Annotated in this window: 19 protein-coding genes; 5 read left to right on the top strand and 14 right to left on the bottom strand. The window is 44.9% G+C overall.

Annotated features, from left to right (window positions below; all coding sequences use genetic code 11):
- Nucleotides 1-23: 23 nt before the first annotated feature.
- Together pheT and dnaB are read right to left on the bottom strand one after the other, a co-directional pair.
- Complete coding sequence (pheT, locus tag DXA54_RS20525; RefSeq protein WP_120080553.1) at nt 24-2486, bottom strand: phenylalanine--tRNA ligase subunit beta; 2463 nt, start codon at nt 2484-2486, stop codon at nt 24-26.
- Nucleotides 2487-2597: 111 nt separating this feature from the next.
- Nucleotides 2598-4160, bottom strand: coding sequence for a replicative DNA helicase (dnaB, locus tag DXA54_RS20520; protein ID WP_022199634.1), 1563 nt, complete (start codon nt 4158-4160; stop codon nt 2598-2600).
- A 234-nt stretch (nt 4161-4394) separates the two neighbouring features.
- Here dnaB and ispE point away from each other — a divergent pair, with 234 nt between their 5' ends.
- Nucleotides 4395-5225, top strand: coding sequence for a 4-(cytidine 5'-diphospho)-2-C-methyl-D-erythritol kinase (gene ispE, locus DXA54_RS20515; protein WP_022199635.1), 831 nt, complete (start codon nt 4395-4397; stop codon nt 5223-5225).
- Nucleotides 5226-5257: 32 nt separating this feature from the next.
- Here ispE and DXA54_RS20510 read toward each other — a convergent pair whose 3' ends face one another.
- The 11 genes from DXA54_RS20510 to DXA54_RS28265 form a co-directional block, all read right to left on the bottom strand.
- Nucleotides 5258-5620, bottom strand: a complete 363-nt coding sequence (locus DXA54_RS20510; protein WP_004295590.1) for a type II toxin-antitoxin system HigA family antitoxin — start codon at nt 5618-5620, stop codon at nt 5258-5260.
- A gap of 10 nt (nt 5621-5630) precedes the next feature.
- A complete protein-coding gene (locus DXA54_RS20505; protein ID WP_004295589.1) occupies nt 5631-5930 on the bottom strand; it encodes a type II toxin-antitoxin system HigB family toxin in 300 nt (99 codons plus the stop codon).
- A 323-nt stretch (nt 5931-6253) separates the two neighbouring features.
- Entirely contained in the window at nt 6254-7288 is a 1035-nt protein-coding gene (gene galE / locus DXA54_RS20500) for a UDP-glucose 4-epimerase GalE (protein ID WP_004295588.1), read from the bottom strand.
- A 224-nt stretch (nt 7289-7512) separates the two neighbouring features.
- A complete protein-coding gene (rsxA, locus tag DXA54_RS20495; RefSeq protein ID WP_004295587.1) occupies nt 7513-8085 on the bottom strand; it encodes an electron transport complex subunit RsxA in 573 nt (190 codons plus the stop codon).
- 22 nt (nt 8086-8107) lie between these two features.
- Nucleotides 8108-8692: an electron transport complex subunit RsxE gene (rsxE, locus tag DXA54_RS20490; RefSeq protein WP_004295586.1), complete on the bottom strand. Its 585-nt coding sequence runs from the start codon at nt 8690-8692 to the stop codon at nt 8108-8110.
- Nucleotides 8693-8706: 14 nt separating this feature from the next.
- Nucleotides 8707-9453, bottom strand: a complete 747-nt coding sequence (locus DXA54_RS20485; protein WP_004309218.1) for an RnfABCDGE type electron transport complex subunit G — start codon at nt 9451-9453, stop codon at nt 8707-8709.
- The gene (locus tag DXA54_RS20480) at nt 9450-10442 is read right to left on the bottom strand and encodes an RnfABCDGE type electron transport complex subunit D (protein ID WP_004303572.1); all 993 of its coding nucleotides are present in this window, start codon (nt 10440-10442) and stop codon (nt 9450-9452) included. The genes DXA54_RS20485 and DXA54_RS20480 overlap by 4 nt, the downstream gene beginning before the upstream one ends.
- 5 nt (nt 10443-10447) lie before the next feature.
- Nucleotides 10448-11785 carry an electron transport complex subunit RsxC gene (rsxC, locus tag DXA54_RS20475; protein WP_008998542.1) on the bottom strand — a complete coding sequence of 446 codons (1338 nt, stop codon included), beginning with the start codon at nt 11783-11785 and terminating at the stop codon, nt 10448-10450.
- 24 nt (nt 11786-11809) lie between these two features.
- Nucleotides 11810-12763, bottom strand: a complete 954-nt coding sequence (locus DXA54_RS20470) for a Fe-S cluster domain-containing protein (protein WP_120080551.1) — start codon at nt 12761-12763, stop codon at nt 11810-11812.
- 7 nt (nt 12764-12770) lie between these two features.
- Nucleotides 12771-13196: a SoxR reducing system RseC family protein gene (locus DXA54_RS20465; RefSeq protein WP_120080549.1), complete on the bottom strand. Its 426-nt coding sequence runs from the start codon at nt 13194-13196 to the stop codon at nt 12771-12773.
- 372 nt (nt 13197-13568) lie between these two features.
- The gene (locus DXA54_RS28265) at nt 13569-13709 is read right to left on the bottom strand and encodes a hypothetical protein (RefSeq protein ID WP_004295577.1); all 141 of its coding nucleotides are present in this window, start codon (nt 13707-13709) and stop codon (nt 13569-13571) included.
- A 170-nt stretch (nt 13710-13879) separates the two neighbouring features.
- Between DXA54_RS28265 and DXA54_RS20460 the strand changes: the two genes are divergently transcribed.
- Together DXA54_RS20460 and DXA54_RS20455 are read left to right on the top strand one after the other, a co-directional pair.
- Complete coding sequence (locus tag DXA54_RS20460; protein ID WP_120080547.1) at nt 13880-14503, top strand: BT4734/BF3469 family protein; 624 nt, start codon at nt 13880-13882, stop codon at nt 14501-14503.
- Nucleotides 14504-14541: 38 nt separating this feature from the next.
- Nucleotides 14542-16383: a DUF3987 domain-containing protein gene (locus DXA54_RS20455; RefSeq protein WP_120080545.1), complete on the top strand. Its 1842-nt coding sequence runs from the start codon at nt 14542-14544 to the stop codon at nt 16381-16383.
- A 159-nt stretch (nt 16384-16542) separates the two neighbouring features.
- Here the strand turns inward: DXA54_RS20455 and DXA54_RS20450 are convergent, their stop codons facing one another.
- Entirely contained in the window at nt 16543-16761 is a 219-nt protein-coding gene (locus DXA54_RS20450; RefSeq protein ID WP_004295574.1) for a DUF4248 domain-containing protein, read from the bottom strand.
- Between the two features lie 219 nt (nt 16762-16980).
- Here DXA54_RS20450 and DXA54_RS20445 point away from each other — a divergent pair, with 219 nt between their 5' ends.
- Both DXA54_RS20445 and DXA54_RS28260 read left to right on the top strand, forming a co-directional pair.
- Nucleotides 16981-17469, top strand: a complete 489-nt coding sequence (locus tag DXA54_RS20445) for a DNA-binding protein (RefSeq protein ID WP_004303576.1) — start codon at nt 16981-16983, stop codon at nt 17467-17469.
- Between the two features lie 176 nt (nt 17470-17645).
- The gene (locus DXA54_RS28260) at nt 17646-17753 is read left to right on the top strand and encodes a smalltalk protein (protein WP_004303578.1); all 108 of its coding nucleotides are present in this window, start codon (nt 17646-17648) and stop codon (nt 17751-17753) included.
- Nucleotides 17754-17822: the final 69 nt, after the last annotated feature.

Raw genomic sequence — 17822 nt, 5'->3', positions numbered from 1 at the left:
ATTTTTAGATTGAAATTTTAAGTTTATCTAAGTTTGGCACCCAGCTTATCTTCCAAATTCTTCACCAGTTTCGACATGATCTTATCAATCATCTTATCATTCAAAGTCTGGCTCTCATCCTGAAGCAGGAAGCTCACCGCATACGACTTCTTGCCTGCTTCCAGATTTTTACCTTCGTACACATCGAAGAGTTCCACTTCTTTCAACAGCTTCTTCTCTGTTTCGTAAGCAATCTTTTCGATTTCGGCAAACTGCACATTCTTGTCAAGCAACAATGCCAGGTCACGTTTCACAGCAGGGAACTTGGAGATTTCCTTGTAGCTGATCTTCACAGAACGGATAGCTTTCATCAGTTCCTTCCAGTTCAAGTCGGCAAAATACACTTCATTGTCGATATCAAATGCTTTCAACAGCTTCTTAGTCACAATACCGAAGGAAGCAAGACGCTTACCCCCCTTCGTATTGATAGAAAGTGCGGCAGCAAAAATATCGTCCGTCAGATTACCGACAACCAGATTGTGCAAATCCAGTCCCAGACGCTTCAATATATTTTCTACATAAGCCTTCAATTCATATACCGAACTGTTCTCATCTGCATGTGCCCATGAATTGGAAACCTTCTTACCGGTTACCCACAAGCCCAAGTGATAATCTTCCGAGTAAGGAGCCAATACCTTCTCTTCATTCTTCTTGTCAGCATCGAAATGATAGCAATTACCGAATTCGAAGAACTTCAAATCAGCATTCTTACGATTTGCATTATGAGCAATACTTTCCAGTCCACCGAACAGCAAAGTCTGACGCATAGCGTTCAAATCCGCACTCAACGGATTCAATAACATCACCAGGTGGTTGGACGGATAAGTCTCCATACCATCATAATAAGCAGCACGCGTCAATGAGTTGTTCAGGATCTCATTAAATCCGCAGCCCACCAATTGCTCTGCAATCAGGTTCTGCAATTTATTCGATTTATCATGTTCACCTTTGGTAGTCAGGCTGGAGTTCAGTGTAGTCGGGATTTCAACATTGTTATATCCGTAGATACGAAGAATATCTTCAATCACGTCACAATCACGCTGCACGTCTACACGATAAGGAGGAACAGCTAATGTCAGCCCTTCCGCCGTTTCATTAGTGATCTTCATTTCCAGGCTGGTCACAATGCTCTTGATCGTCTCTACCGGAATTACTTTTCCTACCAAAGAATGTACTTTCTCATAAGCCAGATCAACTATAAAATCGGGTGCAGGAGTAGTGAACACGTCTTTTATTTCAGAAGAAATCGTACCGCCAGCCAGTTCTTTAACCATCAAAGCAGCCAGTTTCAAGCAATATATCACACTGTTCGGATCGATACCGCGTTCGAAACGGAAAGAAGCATCCGTATTCAAGCCATGACGGCGGGCTGTCTTACGCACCCATGTAGGATGGAAATAAGCACTTTCAATGAATACATCTGTCGTAGCTTCCGTAGAACCGGAGTCCAGTCCGCCGAATACACCGGCAATACACATGGCCTCTTCCTTGTTACAAATCATCAGGTCGCGTTCGTTCAATTTACGTTCCACCTCATCCAGCGTAACGAACGGGGTTCCTTCCGGCATTGTCTTTACAATTACTTCATTGCCTTTTATCTTTCCGGTATCGAAGCAATGCAACGGCTGACCGAAAGCATGAACGATATAATTAGTAATATCCACTACATTATTAATAGGACGCACCCCGATCAGACGCAATTTGTTTTGCAGCCATTCCGGGCTTTCCTTCACAGTGACACCTTTCACCGTAACACCGGCATAATGCGGACAAGCTTCGCTGTTTTCCACCTTCACTTCAATATTCAAGTCATGGTTTTCCACTTTAAAGCCGTCTACCGACGGACGTTGCAAAGTAGCCTGTTTGCCGTTCTGAATCAGATAAGCGTACAAGTCACGAGCCACCCCATAGTGAGAGCAAGCATCCGCACGGTTAGGCGTGATGTCCACTTCAAGCACATAGTCGCTCTTGATATTATAATAATCCTTGGCAAGCGTACCCGGAACAGCATTTTCCGGCAATACGATAATACCTGCATGATCCGTACCGATACCGATTTCGTCTTCGGCACAAATCATACCAGTAGATTCCACCCCACGGATTTTTGATTTCTTGATGGTAAAACATTCGTCACCGTCATAAAGTTTTGTACCTAAAGTAGCTACCACCACTTTCTGTCCGGCAGCCACATTCGGGGCACCACAAACAATCTGTACCGGTTCACCGTCTCCCAGATTGACAGTAGTAATATGCAAATGGTCAGAATTAGGATGTTCCGTGCAGGTCAGCACTTCACCGATCACCAGTCCTTCCAAACCACCTTTAATGGTTTGCACTTCTTCTACACCACCTGTTTCCAAGCCAATAGACGTCAACGCAGCAGCCGTTTCATCGGGCGTCAGGTCGAAATTGACATACTCTTTCAGCCAGTTATAAGAGATATTCATATATTTAATTTTTTATTGTTTCTCAAAAAGATTTGCAAAGTTAATAAGATTTTTCGGTTGACCGAGAAGGTTAGATAAAAAATTGCGCGTTATTTCACCACAGGGACGCAACTAGAACGGCAAAGGTCCATCCCCCGGTGCTCCGAACGGATTCGCTGTCTGCGGTGCAAAATCAGGCGCGGGAGAAGGAGGTACGGAACCTGCATTACCTGTATTCATTTTCGATCCTAACATAGCCCCGGCAGGCTCACCCGGCATCGGGATAACCATATCGTCCTCCGGATTGGAGAAACGGGTAAATTCTCCCTTAAACCGGAGCAACACCTCGCCTACCGCACCATTACGATGCTTGGCGATGACAATCTCCGCCATACCACGCAGGTCATTACCACGATCATCCTGATAAATCTTATAGTATTCCGGACGATGGATAAAGCACACCATATCGGCATCCTGCTCGATGGCTCCCGATTCACGAAGGTCACTCAACTGCGGACGTTTACCATCAATACCTTCACGACTTTCCACACCACGATTCAACTGCGACAGTGCGATGATCGGAATATTCAACTCTTTCGCCAGTCCTTTCAACGAACGGGAAATGGTACTAACCTCTTCCTGACGGCTACCAAATGCCATACCGCTCGCATTCATCAACTGAAGGTAGTCAATAATAATGATTCTCACTCCATGTTCACGTACCAGACGACGCGCTTTCGTTCGAAGTTCAAATACAGACAGAGACGGAGTATCATCCACGTAAAGCGGTGCATCCATCAGATTCTTCAGTTTATAGTCCAACTGTTGCCACTCATAACCAGCCAACTGTCCGCTCTTGATCTTTCCACTTTCAATTTCGCAGACATTGGAAATCAAACGGTTCACCAACTGAACGTTACTCATTTCAAGAGAGAACAACGCCACCGGGTTCCGATAATCGACAGCAATATTCTTAGCCATAGAAAGAACAAAGGCGGTCTTACCCATCGCAGGACGTGCAGCGATAATGATAAGGTCGGAATTCTGCCAACCGGAAGTCATCTTGTCGAGCTTTGTAAAACCACTCTCAAGACCACTCAAACCGTCGGTTCGCGCCGCAGCCTTCTGAATCAGCTTATAGGCTTCGTCAATCACCGGATTGATCTGCGTATAATCCTTTTTCATGTTCTGCTGCGAAATCTCAAAAAGTTTACCTTCCGCTTCCTGCATCAAGTCGTCCACATCCAGCGTTTCATCGAACGCCTTACTCTGGATATTGCTTGTAAATGTAATCAGCTCACGCGCCAGAGATTTCTGTGCAATAATACGGGCGTGATACTCAATATGCGCTGATGAAGCCACCTTACTACTCAATTGAGTAATATAGAACGGGCCTCCCACCTCTTCCAATTCTCCACGTTTGCTAAGTTGTTCCTTTACAGTCAGAATATCCACCGGCTTCTGATTCACCGCAAGATCGGTGATAGCAGAATAAATCAACTGATGCCGGCGTTCGTAAAAAGATTCGGGACGAAGAATCTCACTCACCAATGAGTAAGCGTCTTTTTCAATCATCAAAGCTCCCAAAACTGCTTCTTCCAGTTCAGGCGCCTGCGGCTGAATACGTCCATAATCATTTACCGGTTGTATTTTAGTAGACTTTGAATTGCGGGTATTTCTTTTCTGTTCGGCCATCGAGGTATTTACTATTTTACAATTTACTATTTACTATTTTGCGACCGGACAAACTCCTTTATAACAGAGTTTTTCCAGTCGGGACGACAAAGATAGAATATAATCATGAAGAATGGATAAGGAAAAATGAAGATTTTACTAACTTTGCTCCCGAATTACATTCAACACATGATTAATTGTCATGTGCGGCACTGCAAATAGTAAATCGTAAATTGTAAAATAGTAAATAACCTTATGCTCGCTTTTCCTAATATCAAAATAAACCTGGGACTTTCCATCACGGAAAAACGCCCGGACGGATATCACAATCTGGAAACCGTTTTCTATCCGGTAGCCCTCGAAGACGCTCTCGAAATCCGTACTTCTTCTGAAACAGAAAAGAAGATTATCCTCCACCAGTATGGCATGGAGATAGCCGGCAATCCGGAAGACAACCTGGTGGCAAAGGCCTATTCATTGCTGGATAAGGAGTTTCATCTTCCCCCTGTCGAAATTCATTTATATAAGCATATTCCCTCGGGAGCCGGACTGGGGGGCGGTTCATCCGATGCCGCTTTTATGCTGAAGTTGCTCAATGATCATTTTCAGCTGGAATTATCTGAAGAACAGCTGGAGGTATATGCCGCCACTTTGGGAGCGGACTGTGCTTTCTTTATTAAAAACAAGCCGACCTATGCCGAAGGGATCGGAAACCTGTTCTCACCAATCGAGCTTTCATTAAGCGGTTACCAAATCATGATCGTCAAGCCGAACGTTTTCGTTTCTACCCGGGAAGCTTTTTCAAATATCCACCCGCACCGTCCGGAATATCCGGTCAAAGAGGCAATCCTGCGTCCAGTTGCAGAATGGAAGGATATCCTAATCAATGATTTTGAAGCAAGTGTATTCCCGCAACATCCCGTCATTGGAGAAATCAAAGAAGAACTCTATCATCAAGGAGCAATCTACGCATCCATGAGCGGCTCCGGCTCATCCGTATTCGGGCTGTTTGCTCCCGGATTCGTCTTACCGGAAATTGATTGGGGAACTGATGTATTCTGCTTCAAAGGTACATTAAACAAATAAATCTCACTAACAATTATGTTTTGACTATTTTTTCAAAATCCCAACATGGCAGCGGGGTGTATATTGAGTACCCGGCAAAGCAAGCGAGCTATTTTTAAAGTAGGTTCCGAGCGACCCGAAATATAATCATTCACGCGTGAAGGGCTAACCCCTATTTCACTGGCAAGCTGTTTTTGTGTCATCCCCTTTTCTTCAAGGGACAATTCTATCAATTCTGCTACGGTTGGTTTTTCTATAGGAAAATGTTCCTTCTCATACGCAATCACTATATCAGACATAACAGAAAGCTCCACCATGCTCTTGTCATTTGCAGGAGTGCTGTCGTCCACCAAAGGCAGAAGTTCTTCGACTCTTGCCAATGCAAATTCGTATTGTTCTTTCGTTATTTTAGTCATATCTATTATATTATATAGTTGAACAATCTATTTTATCATACTCTTTATGAGTTCCCACCCAACGGACAAAAATGTATCCCACCGTAAATTTAACAACCACTACCAGCCGATAGTTGTTCCCTCTGATATTAAAAACATAGTGTTGATTGCCCACATAATCAGTCGATAGAAAATCCGCTTTTATATCAGACAAATTCCGCCATTCTGCTTTTTCCGCTATATCATACCAACGTTCTAAAGCAACACGTGAATCTTCACACCCTTTCGTCTCGTAGAAATCTTTCAATTTCTTATGTGATACTACTCTCATATCTTATTCATTTGATACAAAATTACAAAATAATTTTGGATAACAAAAGAATTAGTGCTAAATATTTTATAAAACAGAACATCCATGCTGGGCGTACCAAAAAACGGTACCACGACTCACGTCGTAGTACCGTCACAACACAAACACAAAATAAAACACGACAAAACTACTATGCAATCTTTCCTGTCTATGCCGGGGAGGCATAAGTACTATCTACGTATATTCACATACTCATAAACAGCTTCAGGTCGATTAGCATCAATTAAACAAATCGCATGCACGATTTGTTTAAACTTTTATGTTATTTAAAACAAGTTTCTCTTTTATTGAATCCCTCTTTCACGGAGTTTCAGCTGCCAGTTCCATGCAGAGCGTAAAGTATCTTCTAAAGTTTCTACGGCTTTCCAACCCAGCTCTTTATTAGCAAAATCCGGGTTAGCCCAAACTTTCTCAATGTCACCCGCACGACGTCCGACAATCTGATAATTCAATTTTACGCCAGTGGCTTTTTCAAAGCCATTTATTAATTCCAATACAGAAACACCACGTCCTGTACCAATATTAAATACTTCTACTTTTTCTTTTTGTTTCTTTTCCAAGATACGACGGATAGCAATCACGTGTGCTTTAGCCAAGTCAACGACATTGATAAAGTCACGGATACAAGAACCGTCCGGTGTATCATAATCGTCACCAAACACGCTAAGTTTCTCACGGATACCGATGGCTGTCTGGGTCAGATATGGAATCAGGTTTTGAGGAACCCCGTTAGGCAGTTCACCCAGCAATGCAGTAGGATGCGCGCCAATCGGGTTGAAATAGCGCAACATGATCGCATTGATCGGAGCACCTGAAGCTACCGTATCACGAATAATCTCTTCATTGATCTGTTTGGTATTTCCATAAGGTGATTCCGCTTTCTTGATCGGAGCCTTTTCCGTTACCGGCAGCTCGTCCGGCTGACCGTATACTGTACAAGAAGAAGAGAACACAATACCTTCTACTCCATGTTTTGGCATCAGTTCGAGAAGGTTAATCAAAGAAACCAGGTTATTACGGTAGTAAAGCAACGGTTTTTGTACCGACTCTCCTACTGCTTTGCTAGCTGCAAAGTGAATGATTGCCTTAATTCCTTTATATTTTGCAAATACTGCATCCAGACCGGCAAAGTCCAAACAGTCCAGCTTTTCAAAAACTGGGCGAATACCGGAAACTTTCTCTATATTGTCAACAACGTCGGCACTTGAATTTGATAAATTATCGATGATGATTACTTCATATCCACTGTTTTGTAGTTCTACAACAGTATGAGACCCAATGTATCCTGTCCCGCCTGTTACTAAAATTCTTTCTTTCATATACTTTATAAAAAATGGTTAGTTTCTCGGCTTATTATTGTTTGAGTTACAAATGTATGGAAATAAAATGGAATTGCAATAATCTGCCACAAATTTATTTGCTGAAAAGTAATTAAGGTACGATTTGGTAGCATTTAGGTATAAAAAAGAATTGGAAACTCTAACCTGTATGTCGCCACACAGCAGAGCTTCCAATCCCCTATTTAATTATCAACTGTAAATCCTTACACCACGCCGGAGAATCCCATGAATGCCATAGCAAGCAAACCGGCGGTAATCAAAGCAATCGGAGTTCCTTGCATTCCTTTCGGAATTTTCACGAGGCTCATCTGTTCGCGCAATCCGGCAAAAAGCACCAGTGCCAGACCGAAGCCGATAGCCGTAGAGAATGCGTATACAACACCTGTCAGCAGGTCATAGTCTTTCTGAATCACCAGGATAGCGACACCAAGAATACAACAGTTCGTTGTAATCAGCGGCAAGAACACACCCAAAGCCTGATACAGGGCCGGAGACACCTTTTTCAGGATGATTTCCACCATCTGCACCAATCCGGCAATCACCAGGATGAATGTAATCGTCTGCAAGTATCCCAGTCCGAAAACATCCAGTACAAACTTCTGAATCAGGAAGGTGACGATGGTAGCGATGGTCAACACGAAAGCAACCGCAGCGCTCATACCCATCGCAGTTTCCACCTTCTTGGATACGCCCAGGAACGGACAGATACCCAGGAACTGCGACAACACGATGTTGTTTACAAAGATTGCCGAAATAAATATCAATATATATTCCATATTCTTTTCTTATTTAATTGAATTAGGCTTTCTTGAAACTGTTAATCAACGCAATGAGGTATCCCAAAGCGATGAAAGCGCCCGGAGCCAATACAAACACCAACATTCCATATTCTTCCGGCATGATGGTCAAATCGAAGATTTTACCGGTTCCCAAAAACTCGCGGACAGCACCCAGTAAAGTCAGGGCGATGGTAAATCCAAGCCCCATACCGATACCGTCGAACATAGAAGCAACTGCGTTATTCTTGGCAGCGAAGGCTTCGGCACGTCCCAGTACAATACAGTTCACTACAATCAACGGAATGAAAAGACCGAGTGTAGCATACAGTCCCGGCACGTAAGCCTGCATCACCATTTGAAGCAAGGTCACGAAGGATGCGATCACCACAATAAACGATGGGATACGCACCATGTCCGGAATCAGGTTCTTTATTAAAGAGATCACCACATTCGAGCAGATCAATACGAACATGGTAGCCAGTCCCATGCCCATACCATTGATAGCCGATGAAGTCGTACCCAATGTAGGACACATACCGAGCAGGAGTACAAACGTAGGATTCTCTTTGATAATCCCGTTCATCATTACTTTAAAGTTATTCATATCTGTCTCCTTTCTTATTTAGCACTGACTGAATCAGTTAGTTCAACTTTGATCGTAGCTCCCGTAGCAGCGTCAGCAGCATCTGCGTCCGCGCCTTTCGCTTTTTGAGAAGCACCGGTTACCCCGTTCACTTCCCCGCCTTCGGCCTTATAGGCCTGATAAGCAGCATTCACGGCATTAAGGAAAGCGCGTGAAGTAATGGTAGAAGCTGTGATGGCATCCACCGCTCCCCCATCTTTACTGACGGTCAACGGAGCTTCACCCGGATTCATACCCAAAATAGATTTCGTACTCTCTTCGTGAGATACTGCCTTTTCTCCTTTTGCAGGATCATACGCTCCGAACCATTTGTCGGCTTTAGAGCCCAATCCCGGAGTTTCCGTGTGAGCCAACAGAGAGTAGTTATAGATTTTTCCTTCGGCATTAAAGCCTACCAGCACTTTCAGTTCACCGCCAAATCCCATTGATTTAGCTTCAACAGCCGTACCTACAAGCTCTTCACCGTTCTTAGCCGGATAAACGATAAAGTCAACATTCTTCTTTCCGTCTTTCTCGCTGAAGATTGTATCGCTTTCCGCTACCGGATTATTGGTAAATTCGGGAAGAACCTTTTTCAAGGCCTCGTTCAGCGTCTTCGCATTCGCTTCGGCGATAGGGCCTTTTGTCAGTTCATTTACATAAGCCAGCAACGCAACGGAAATAGCAGTCACTCCCGTAAGTACCAGCAACATATTCTTTAAAGATGATTCTAACTTTTTCATTTCTTCTTCGCTACCTCCCCAAAGCGTTTTGGTTTACAATAGGTGTTAATCAGCGGAGTGAACGCATTCATAATCAGGATGGCGAACGACATACCTTCGGGATAGGCGCCGAACAGACGGATAACTACCGTCAGCAGACCGATACATACACCATAGATCAGCATCCCTTTCTTACTCATCGGAGAAGTCACATAGTCGGTTGCCATAAAGACAGCACCCAGCATCAGACCACCGGAAAGCAACTGCAATACCGGAGAAACGTATTTTTCCGGATCTGCCAGGTGCATGATGCCTGCAAAGACAAACACAGTAGCCAGGATAGACACAGGAATATGCCAGGTGATGATTTTCTTCCAGAGCATATAAACGAGTCCGATCAGTAGAGCCAGTGCACTCACTTCACCCAAGCATCCGCCATTCTGTCCGATCAGCAAGGTCAATGCGTCCGGAATCTGGCTTAAAGCGGCAGTGTCACCGTAAATGGCTTGCTTCATCAAGGCCAGCGGAGTGGCACCGGTGGTAGCATCCGTATAAGCGGTCAACTGTCCGACTACCGGCCAGCTGGTCATCTGCACCGGGAAAGAAAGCAGCAGGAATACGCGACCTGCCAATGCCGGGTTGAAAGGATTGCAGCCCAATCCGCCGAAAGACATCTTACCTACACCGATAGCAAACAGTGCACCGAGGATGATAATCCAGATAGGCAGGTTAGACGGTAAATTAAATGCCAGCAACACACCTGTGATGATGGCAGAGCCGTCGCAGATGGTAGTGGTCGGTTTCTTCATTAAATATTTTCCGATCGCCCATTCGAAGAACAAACAAGCCGCAACGGAAGTAGCCGTGACAATCAGGGCACCCAGTCCGAAGAAATAGAGAGACACCAGAAAAGCCGGAATCAGTGCAATCAGCACGCCATACATATTTTTCTGTACGCTGTCTCCGCCATGAACGTGGGGCGATAGTGATACGATTAATTTATTTTCCATATTCGTTATTTTTTAGCTTGACGTGCACGAATCATAGCTCCCACTTTGCCTTTACCCAGACGACAATAGTCGAGCAGCGGACGGTTGGCAGGACAAGTGAACTGGCAAGAGCCGCACTCGATGCAATCCATGATTCTTTCTTTTTCCATTGTTTCAAAATCTCCGTTTTCGGACAAAGCTCCGAGCAAGTACGGTTCCAGTCCCATCGGACAGGCACTCACGCACTTCGCACAACGGATACAGGTTTGAGCTTCACCACGTTTGGCTTCCTTCCGGTTCATAATCAGGATGCCGGAACTGCCCTTCGCAGTAGGAACCTCGATATTTACGAGCGCCTTACCCATCATCGGACCGCCACCGATCACCTTACCCGTATCTTCGGGCAAACCACCGCAAGCGTCAATCAACTGTTTCATCGGTGTACCGATACGGGCCAGGAAATTAGACGGCTTCGCAACCGACTTTCCCGTCACGGTAATCACCCGTTCAAACAACGGTTTATTCTTCTGCACAGCTTCATAAACGGCAAACGCCGTTCCCACGTTCTGCACGACTGCTCCCGTAGAGATAGGCAACGCACCGCTCGCCACCTGACGTTTGGTGATCGCATCGATCAGCTGCTTTTCACCTCCTTGCGGATATTTCACCTTCAAGGGAACGACTTCGATGCCTGCATAGCTGGAAGCTACTTTAGTCATCAGTTCGATAGCATCGGGCTTATTATTTTCGATTCCGATAAATGCCTTGTTCACTTTCACTGCTTTCATCAGGATAGAAACACCTACCATGATTTCTTCCGCGTGTTCCAGCATCAGCTGATGGTCGGCAGTCAAATAAGGTTCACATTCTACGGCATTGATAATCACACATTCAGCTTTAAAAGAAGGAGGAGGACAAAGTTTCACCTGTGTAGGGAAACAAGCACCACCCAGACCAACGATTCCGGCATCGGCAATTTTCTTCACGATCTCTTCTGCGGAAAGCTCACATTCCTTCACCAGTGTGGCGCTACGGTCGATTGTTTCTTCCCATTCGTCGCCTTCCACATCGATAAAGATAGCAGGTTTCGCATAACCGCTGGCATCGACAATAGTATCAATCTTCGCCACTTTACCACTGACCGAAGAGTGAATTGCTGCCGAAACAAAGCCGGCAGGTTCAGCAATCTTAGTGCCTACCTTTACCACATCCCCTTTCGCTACAACCGGTTTTGCAGGCGCACCAATGTGCTGCCCCAGCAAAATAACAGCCTTTGCAGGAACTTCCGCTGTGATAATAGGTTGATGTGCCGACAATTTATTTTCGTGTGGATGAACTCCACCAATTGAAAATGTCTTTAACATACAGTTCTGTATTTTATTCTGTTATTATTCTGTTACTTTCGGAGCTTCTGTAGCCTTTTCAGCAGGAGTTTCCACTTTTGCCGCCGGTGCAGGAGTTTCCACCGCTTCTTTAGAAACAGCAGCCGGTTTTGGAGCAGCCGGAGCTTCTTCTTTCGGTTTCCTCGGCGGGAAATTCAATTCGATAATGGTATTCTGCGGACAGACTTCCACACATTTCCGGCAAGATTTGCACTTGTGCGGATCGATGTAAGCCAAGTTGTTCTCCAACGTGATAGCTTCGAACGGACAAGTCTTCACGCATTTGCCACAGCCAATACAACTCACCGTACAAGCCTTGCGTGCCACAGCTCCCTTGTCTTTATTCACACAAGAGATATACACACGGCGTGATTTCTTTCCTTGCGGACGGATTTCGATGATCGCCTTCGGACAAGCCTTCACACAGGCACCGCAAGCGGTACATTTCGCTTCATCCACTTCCGGAAGTCCTGTTTCAAGATTCATGTGGATGGCATCGAACTGGCAGGCAGCCACACAGTCACCACACCCCAAACATCCGTAACTACAACCCGTTTCCCCACCATAGAGCGAAGCGGCAATAGCGCAACTCTTCGCACCGTCGTACTGATTAATACGCGGACGATTCATACACGTTCCGTTACATCTTACCACTGCTACCATCGGTTCAGCTTCTCCGGCTGCAAGCCCTAGGATATCAGCAATTTGTGCCATGACAGGCTGTCCGCCTACGGGGCAGAATTTACCATCCAGCGAACCGGCTTTGACGCAAGCGTCGGCAAAGCCGCTACAACCGGGATAGCCACATCCACCACAATTAGCCTGGGGAAGCACTTCTCCCACCTGGGCAATCCGCGGGTCTTCATACACGGCAAATTTCTTGGAAGCCACATAAAGAATAGCGGCCAGCACGAGCGCTATAGCTCCCAATGAAATCACTGCAATCAGAATCAAATTCATAATGTTTTTAGTTATTTATTGGTTTTATAGTAAATGAAAATTGTTGTTTGAGTCGCATTTTGTTAAGCCATAAAACGAAATAATAAGGTATAAGGACAGCCAGAGAAAGAAGAGCCGCATACAGTTCATTCTCTACCAATGCCATCAAAAGAAACAACGAAAATATAAGAAGTACGAAAGGAAGTACGAAAGCCAACACTACCGCCATCATGCCCATCGACGTTTCGCCGACCACCATCACCTTCTCTCCCACCTGATAGGAAGAAGCTGCGGTATCTATGATATCTATGATTTTGTCCTTACTATCCGCCGAGGAACAATGCCCCTTTGCGCTACATGCCGCACAAGCCGATGTCTGGACAATCCTCACCGACAGATGAGAACCCTGTATGTTTTCCACAATACCTAGATGCTTTATAGTATTATTCGTCATTTTGCAAACTCCGCATTACAAATCGCGGCAAATTTAATCATTATTTGTGAACTACGAAGCATTCCTCAAACTTTTTCTACCTAATAAAATGTTATTTTTTGTGTTTTCGTTATCGCACACGGAAAAGGTATGGCTACCATTTGATATTTCCCAAGAATGACAAATAGACATCCTAAACAAAAAAATCCCGGCCGTTTTTATTTATTCAGCCGGGATTTTCTATCAATTATTTCACGGATTACTCCACTATCCTCTTCTTGTAGTAGCGCAGATACATTCTCACCAACGTATTCAAAATCAGTTCAATCTCCTCTTCGTTGTAGGCATTCAAACAGAGATTCATTACTTTTATATAATCGTTCAATGGGAGATTTAGCCCTTTTTTATGCCATTCAAAACATCATGTCCCATACCCAGGGTCTCGCATACATACTCATTTTTCAATTTCGCACGTTTAAGCAACTCATTAATATAAGCTCCCAAATCACTGCAACAAACCGTTTTCTTTTTCATCTTTGTTTTTTGTTGTTAAATACACACTTTAATAATTAAATATTTTAACTTTTATCCTCACATATCAGGGTAGAGTCTATTTTGTTATTACTACCTTCATGCCGTGTTTTTGAAACACACTCATATTTTTTGCAAAAATAAACATTTTAACTTATAACAAAAAGAAAATGATGTCAAACAACTACAGAATGTCCTATTTTATGCCACCTATCGCTCCCATCAAAGACAAACAAGGCCGACTGATGACTCCTCCCACGCTTATCCCCTTCTGCGAAGTCTCCATCGAACAAGTTTTCCAAATGATTACTTGCAATGAGAATCTCAAAACCCTGACCGCACAAGTACGGAATGCCACAGATATACGAGCCGCCAAAGCATCATTGCTTCCGTATGTGACCCCTTGCGGCACATTCACCCGCCGTAGCTGTAAGGATTTCGTCTCCCCGTCTCATCTGGTGATAGTAGATGTGGACGGTCTCCACTCTTATCAGGAAGCAGTGGAAATGCGACGTATGCTCTATGACGATCCTCTCCTACAAGCTGTACTCACCTTTATCAGCCCCAGCGGACTGGGTGTAAAGGCATTTGTTCCTTGCCATTATTCCTCCACGACAAATGATACAAAAAATATCACAGAAAACATGAGTTGGGCGATGCGGTACGTAGAGACGGCATACAATACGGTAACAGCGGTTTCTTCCGAAACGAAATCCAAAGTAGATTTCTCCGGCAAAGACCTCGTGAGATCCTGTTTCCTTAGTTACGACCCGGAAGCATTGTTCAGAACCAAGTAAACGAGAATAATTAAACATTATTTTATAAAAATCAAAACATGACCGATATTGAATCTTTATGCCGTCTCACCGAAGCAGTCGAAGCGGCAGGAGCGGACATTGCTCCCACTTATCTTGAATACGTACAATTGTCATTCGCCATCGCAACGGATTGCGGTGAAGCAGGACGTGACTTTTTCCATCGCCTGTGCCGGGTGTCTCCCAAGTATCAGCGCGAACATGCCGAACGGGTATTCTCCAACGCACTCCACACCCAACGTGGAGAAGTGCACTTGGGCACCGCTTTCCACCTGGCCGAAGCGACGGGAGTAAGCATCTGCATAGAAGAAATGCCCAAACATCCCACAGGTACAAAAGGTACAGCAGGTACAGCACGCAAATTTCCTCCACACACGGGCGCGTATAATAAGGTGGGGAATGACAATATCTCCGAAGAAAGAGAAGGGGAAGAAGAACTATTGCCGGGCAGTGAACCGCAACATCAATTGCCCACTTTTCCGAAAAACAACTGGCCGGAATTCTTGCAACGTATCATAAAAGCCGGGAGCAGCCCAATACAACACGACATCATGTTATTGGGAGCGCTCACTGCCCTGGGTGCTTGTATGTCGCGCCACGTGCGATGCCTATATGGCGGCAAATACCATCACCCCAGCCTCCAATGTTTCGTAGTGGCTCCTTCGGCTTCCGGCAAAGGTATCCTTTCCTACATCCGCTTACTCGTGGAACCTATCCACGACGAGATCCGCAAAGAAGTGACCATACAGATGAAAGCATACAAAAAAGAGAAAGCCGAGTACGATGCAATGGGAAAAGAACGAACCAAAAAGGAGGCTCCACAAATGCCCCCTAACAGGATGTTCCTCATTTCGGGCAACAACACCGGTACGGGTATCCTACAAAACATCATGGACTCCGACGGAACCGGACTTATCTGCGAAGCGGAAGCGGACACCCTTTCCACCGCCATCGGATCGGACCACGGTCATTGGAGCGATACCCTGCGCAAAGCGTTCGACCACGACCGCTTGTCCTACAACCGCCGCACCGACCAGGAATACCGGGAAGTGAAGAAAAGCTATCTTTCCGTCCTGATTTCGGGTACGCCGTCGCAGGTGCAAACTTTCATTCCGACGGCAGAAGACGGATCATACTCCCGCCAATTATATTATTACATGTGCGGAATCAGTAAATGGATCAGCCAATTTATGGACAACGAGATAGATTGGGAGGAGATATTCACCGCTATGGGACTGGAATGGAAAGAAAAGTTGAGCGTGATAAAAACACACGGCATTCATACCCTGCAACTTACGGATGAACAAAAAGAAGAAATCGACACCGTCTTTTCCAACTTGTTTGAACGCTCCAGTGTAGCTAATGGAAGGGAAATGTATAGTTTTGTGGCACGTCTGGCCGTCAATCTATGCAGAATCATGTCGGAAGTAGCCGTATTGCGTGCCCTCGAAAGCCCGCAGCCCTACGACTTCAAGACCTCCCCCACCTCTCCTTTCACACCGGACAAGGAGATTCCTGCGGACAACCGCAAAGATGACATCATCACTCGTTGGGATGTATCCATTTCACAGGAAGACTTTCATGCTGTGCTTAGTCTTGCGGAACCTCTCTACTGTCATGCCACGCATATTCTATCGTTCCTCCCCAATACAGAAATCAGCCACCGTCCTAATGCCGATCGTGATTATCTCTTCCAGAAACTGGGTGATGAATTTACTCGTACACAGTTACTGGAAGAAGCAGTTGCCATGGGAATTAAGGAAAACACAGCCCTCACTTGGCTGAAGCGTCTCACCAAACACGGAAAATTAATCAGTATGGACGGTAAAGGGTTGTATGCGCGTGCGTGTGTGTATGAGTGAACCGGAAAAAGTGTACCTACTGTACCCGTTTTATTTACGGATGCAGTAGTCATTTCAATTACCACATCCGTTTTGACTGAAACAATCGTTTGTCCTGCATAAAGCATCGCTTTAGGAGGTGTAAAGCTAAGCTTTAGACATCGTAAAGCGGTGCTTTATTTAAGGCTCTCCTAAAGCATCCACAATAACTCTCACCTCCAACGGTGTGAATGAGCGTCGCTTTGATTCGTAGCCTAAGTCGTACAGGCGTTGCAGAAGTCCGGGGCACAAAGAGATCCATTTCTTCATTTTTCGATAGGCAGCGATGTCAGTTAGTTGCGGAGAATAGAGTTGCGCCAGTTCCATGCGCCCGTAAGCACGTATTTTAAATTCACTCATGATGGATATATTTCTGATTTACTGTTACAAAAATAACAAAAAACGACTATATAACCAACGTTTTTCCTTTGAATAACCGACTATAATGACAAATAACCGACCGCTACCATACACAACCGTGCACAGCTGATTTCCGGGAGATCCGGAGTAGTATTTTTGTATCGTCGAAAGGGAAAAGAATCCCCGGACAATATGTTTAACCCTTTAATTTATTGTTTTATGATTCGTTACAAAATTTATCAGAACCAGCAGAAGAAAGGCTTGAATGCGGGTAAGTGGTTCGCCCGTGCAGTAAGCGACGAGACGTTTGATTTGGCAAAGCTTGCCGAACATATGTCGAAGCACAATTCACCGTATTCCGGTGGTGTCATCAAAGGTGTGCTTTCGGATATGGTAGATTGCATCAAGGAATTGTTGCTAGACGGCAAGTGTGTGAAAATTGATGATCTTGCCATTTTTGGTGTGGGTATTCGCAGTAAGGCAGCTGATACGCTGGAAGAGTTTTCGTTGGAAAAGAATATTAGCGGCATGCGTTTGAAAGCCCGTGCCACCGGTAATCTGTCGACCAATAATCTGAAACTTGACAGTCAGTTGAAGCAGCAGGCGGAATATCAGAAACCGACAACTGCCGGAGGAGGTTCTGATTCGGGTGACAACCCTGATCCGAAACCGGATGGAGGTGGTGAAGCGCCTGACCCGGCTGCCTAAAAGATTCACCACAGACTACACAGATTTCCACAGATTATATTGAATTGGTAGTTGCTAAAGTAGTCGATTATTTATCTGTGTGAGTCTGTGTAGATCTGTGGTAAACCTATGGCAAACCTACAGTAAATCTGTGGTAAAAGAAAACTATTATTAATTTATTTAAAACCTGTTATTGTATGAGTAAATCATCATCTCCCCGCTCTGTATGGAGCTTAGTCCTCAAAATCGTTATCACTGTAGCCACCGCCATCGGAGGTGTGTTCGGAATACAAAGTTGCATGTAATCCCATGCGGATTATTACATTAATTATCATTCATTGCAGTGCCACGCCGGAAGGAAAGTCCCTTTCGGC

Origin of the sequence: Bacteroides sp. OF03-11BH (genome assembly GCF_003604005.1) — a bacterium.
Taxonomy (GTDB): domain Bacteria; phylum Bacteroidota; class Bacteroidia; order Bacteroidales; family Bacteroidaceae; genus Bacteroides; species Bacteroides ovatus.
The sequence above is the reverse complement of the archived record's forward strand: the minus strand, read 5'-3'. Positions and strand labels throughout refer to the sequence as shown.

Excerpts from the sequence above, each read along its gene's own strand:
- DXA54_RS20480 (WP_004303572.1), bottom strand. The coding sequence starts at position 10,442 with ATGGAAAATAAATTAATCGTATCACTATCGCCCCACGTTCATGGCGGA.
- DXA54_RS20455 (WP_120080545.1), top strand. The coding sequence starts at position 14,542 with ATGACCGATATTGAATCTTTATGCCGTCTCACCGAAGCAGTCGAAGCG.
- DXA54_RS20470 (WP_120080551.1), bottom strand. The coding sequence starts at position 12,763 with ATGAATTTGATTCTGATTGCAGTGATTTCATTGGGAGCTATAGCGCTC.
- rsxA (WP_004295587.1), bottom strand. The coding sequence starts at position 8,085 with ATGGAATATATATTGATATTTATTTCGGCAATCTTTGTAAACAACATC.
- rsxE (WP_004295586.1), bottom strand. The coding sequence starts at position 8,692 with ATGAATAACTTTAAAGTAATGATGAACGGGATTATCAAAGAGAATCCT.
- DXA54_RS20510 (WP_004295590.1), bottom strand. The coding sequence starts at position 5,620 with ATGACTAAAATAACGAAAGAACAATACGAATTTGCATTGGCAAGAGTC.
- pheT (WP_120080553.1), bottom strand. The coding sequence starts at position 2,486 with ATGAATATCTCTTATAACTGGCTGAAAGAGTATGTCAATTTCGACCTG.
- DXA54_RS20445 (WP_004303576.1), top strand. The coding sequence starts at position 16,981 with ATGATTCGTTACAAAATTTATCAGAACCAGCAGAAGAAAGGCTTGAAT.
- DXA54_RS20505 (WP_004295589.1), bottom strand. The coding sequence starts at position 5,930 with ATGAGAGTAGTATCACATAAGAAATTGAAAGATTTCTACGAGACGAAA.
- DXA54_RS20460 (WP_120080547.1), top strand. The coding sequence starts at position 13,880 with ATGTCAAACAACTACAGAATGTCCTATTTTATGCCACCTATCGCTCCC.
- galE (WP_004295588.1), bottom strand. The coding sequence starts at position 7,288 with ATGAAAGAAAGAATTTTAGTAACAGGCGGGACAGGATACATTGGGTCT.
- DXA54_RS28260 (WP_004303578.1), top strand. The coding sequence starts at position 17,646 with ATGAGTAAATCATCATCTCCCCGCTCTGTATGGAGCTTAGTCCTCAAA.
- DXA54_RS20485 (WP_004309218.1), bottom strand. The coding sequence starts at position 9,453 with ATGAAAAAGTTAGAATCATCTTTAAAGAATATGTTGCTGGTACTTACG.
- dnaB (WP_022199634.1), bottom strand. The coding sequence starts at position 4,160 with ATGGCCGAACAGAAAAGAAATACCCGCAATTCAAAGTCTACTAAAATA.
- DXA54_RS20465 (WP_120080549.1), bottom strand. The coding sequence starts at position 13,196 with ATGACGAATAATACTATAAAGCATCTAGGTATTGTGGAAAACATACAG.
- rsxC (WP_008998542.1), bottom strand. The coding sequence starts at position 11,785 with ATGTTAAAGACATTTTCAATTGGTGGAGTTCATCCACACGAAAATAAA.
- ispE (WP_022199635.1), top strand. The coding sequence starts at position 4,395 with ATGCTCGCTTTTCCTAATATCAAAATAAACCTGGGACTTTCCATCACG.
- DXA54_RS28265 (WP_004295577.1), bottom strand. The coding sequence starts at position 13,709 with ATGAAAAAGAAAACGGTTTGTTGCAGTGATTTGGGAGCTTATATTAAT.
- DXA54_RS20450 (WP_004295574.1), bottom strand. The coding sequence starts at position 16,761 with ATGAGTGAATTTAAAATACGTGCTTACGGGCGCATGGAACTGGCGCAA.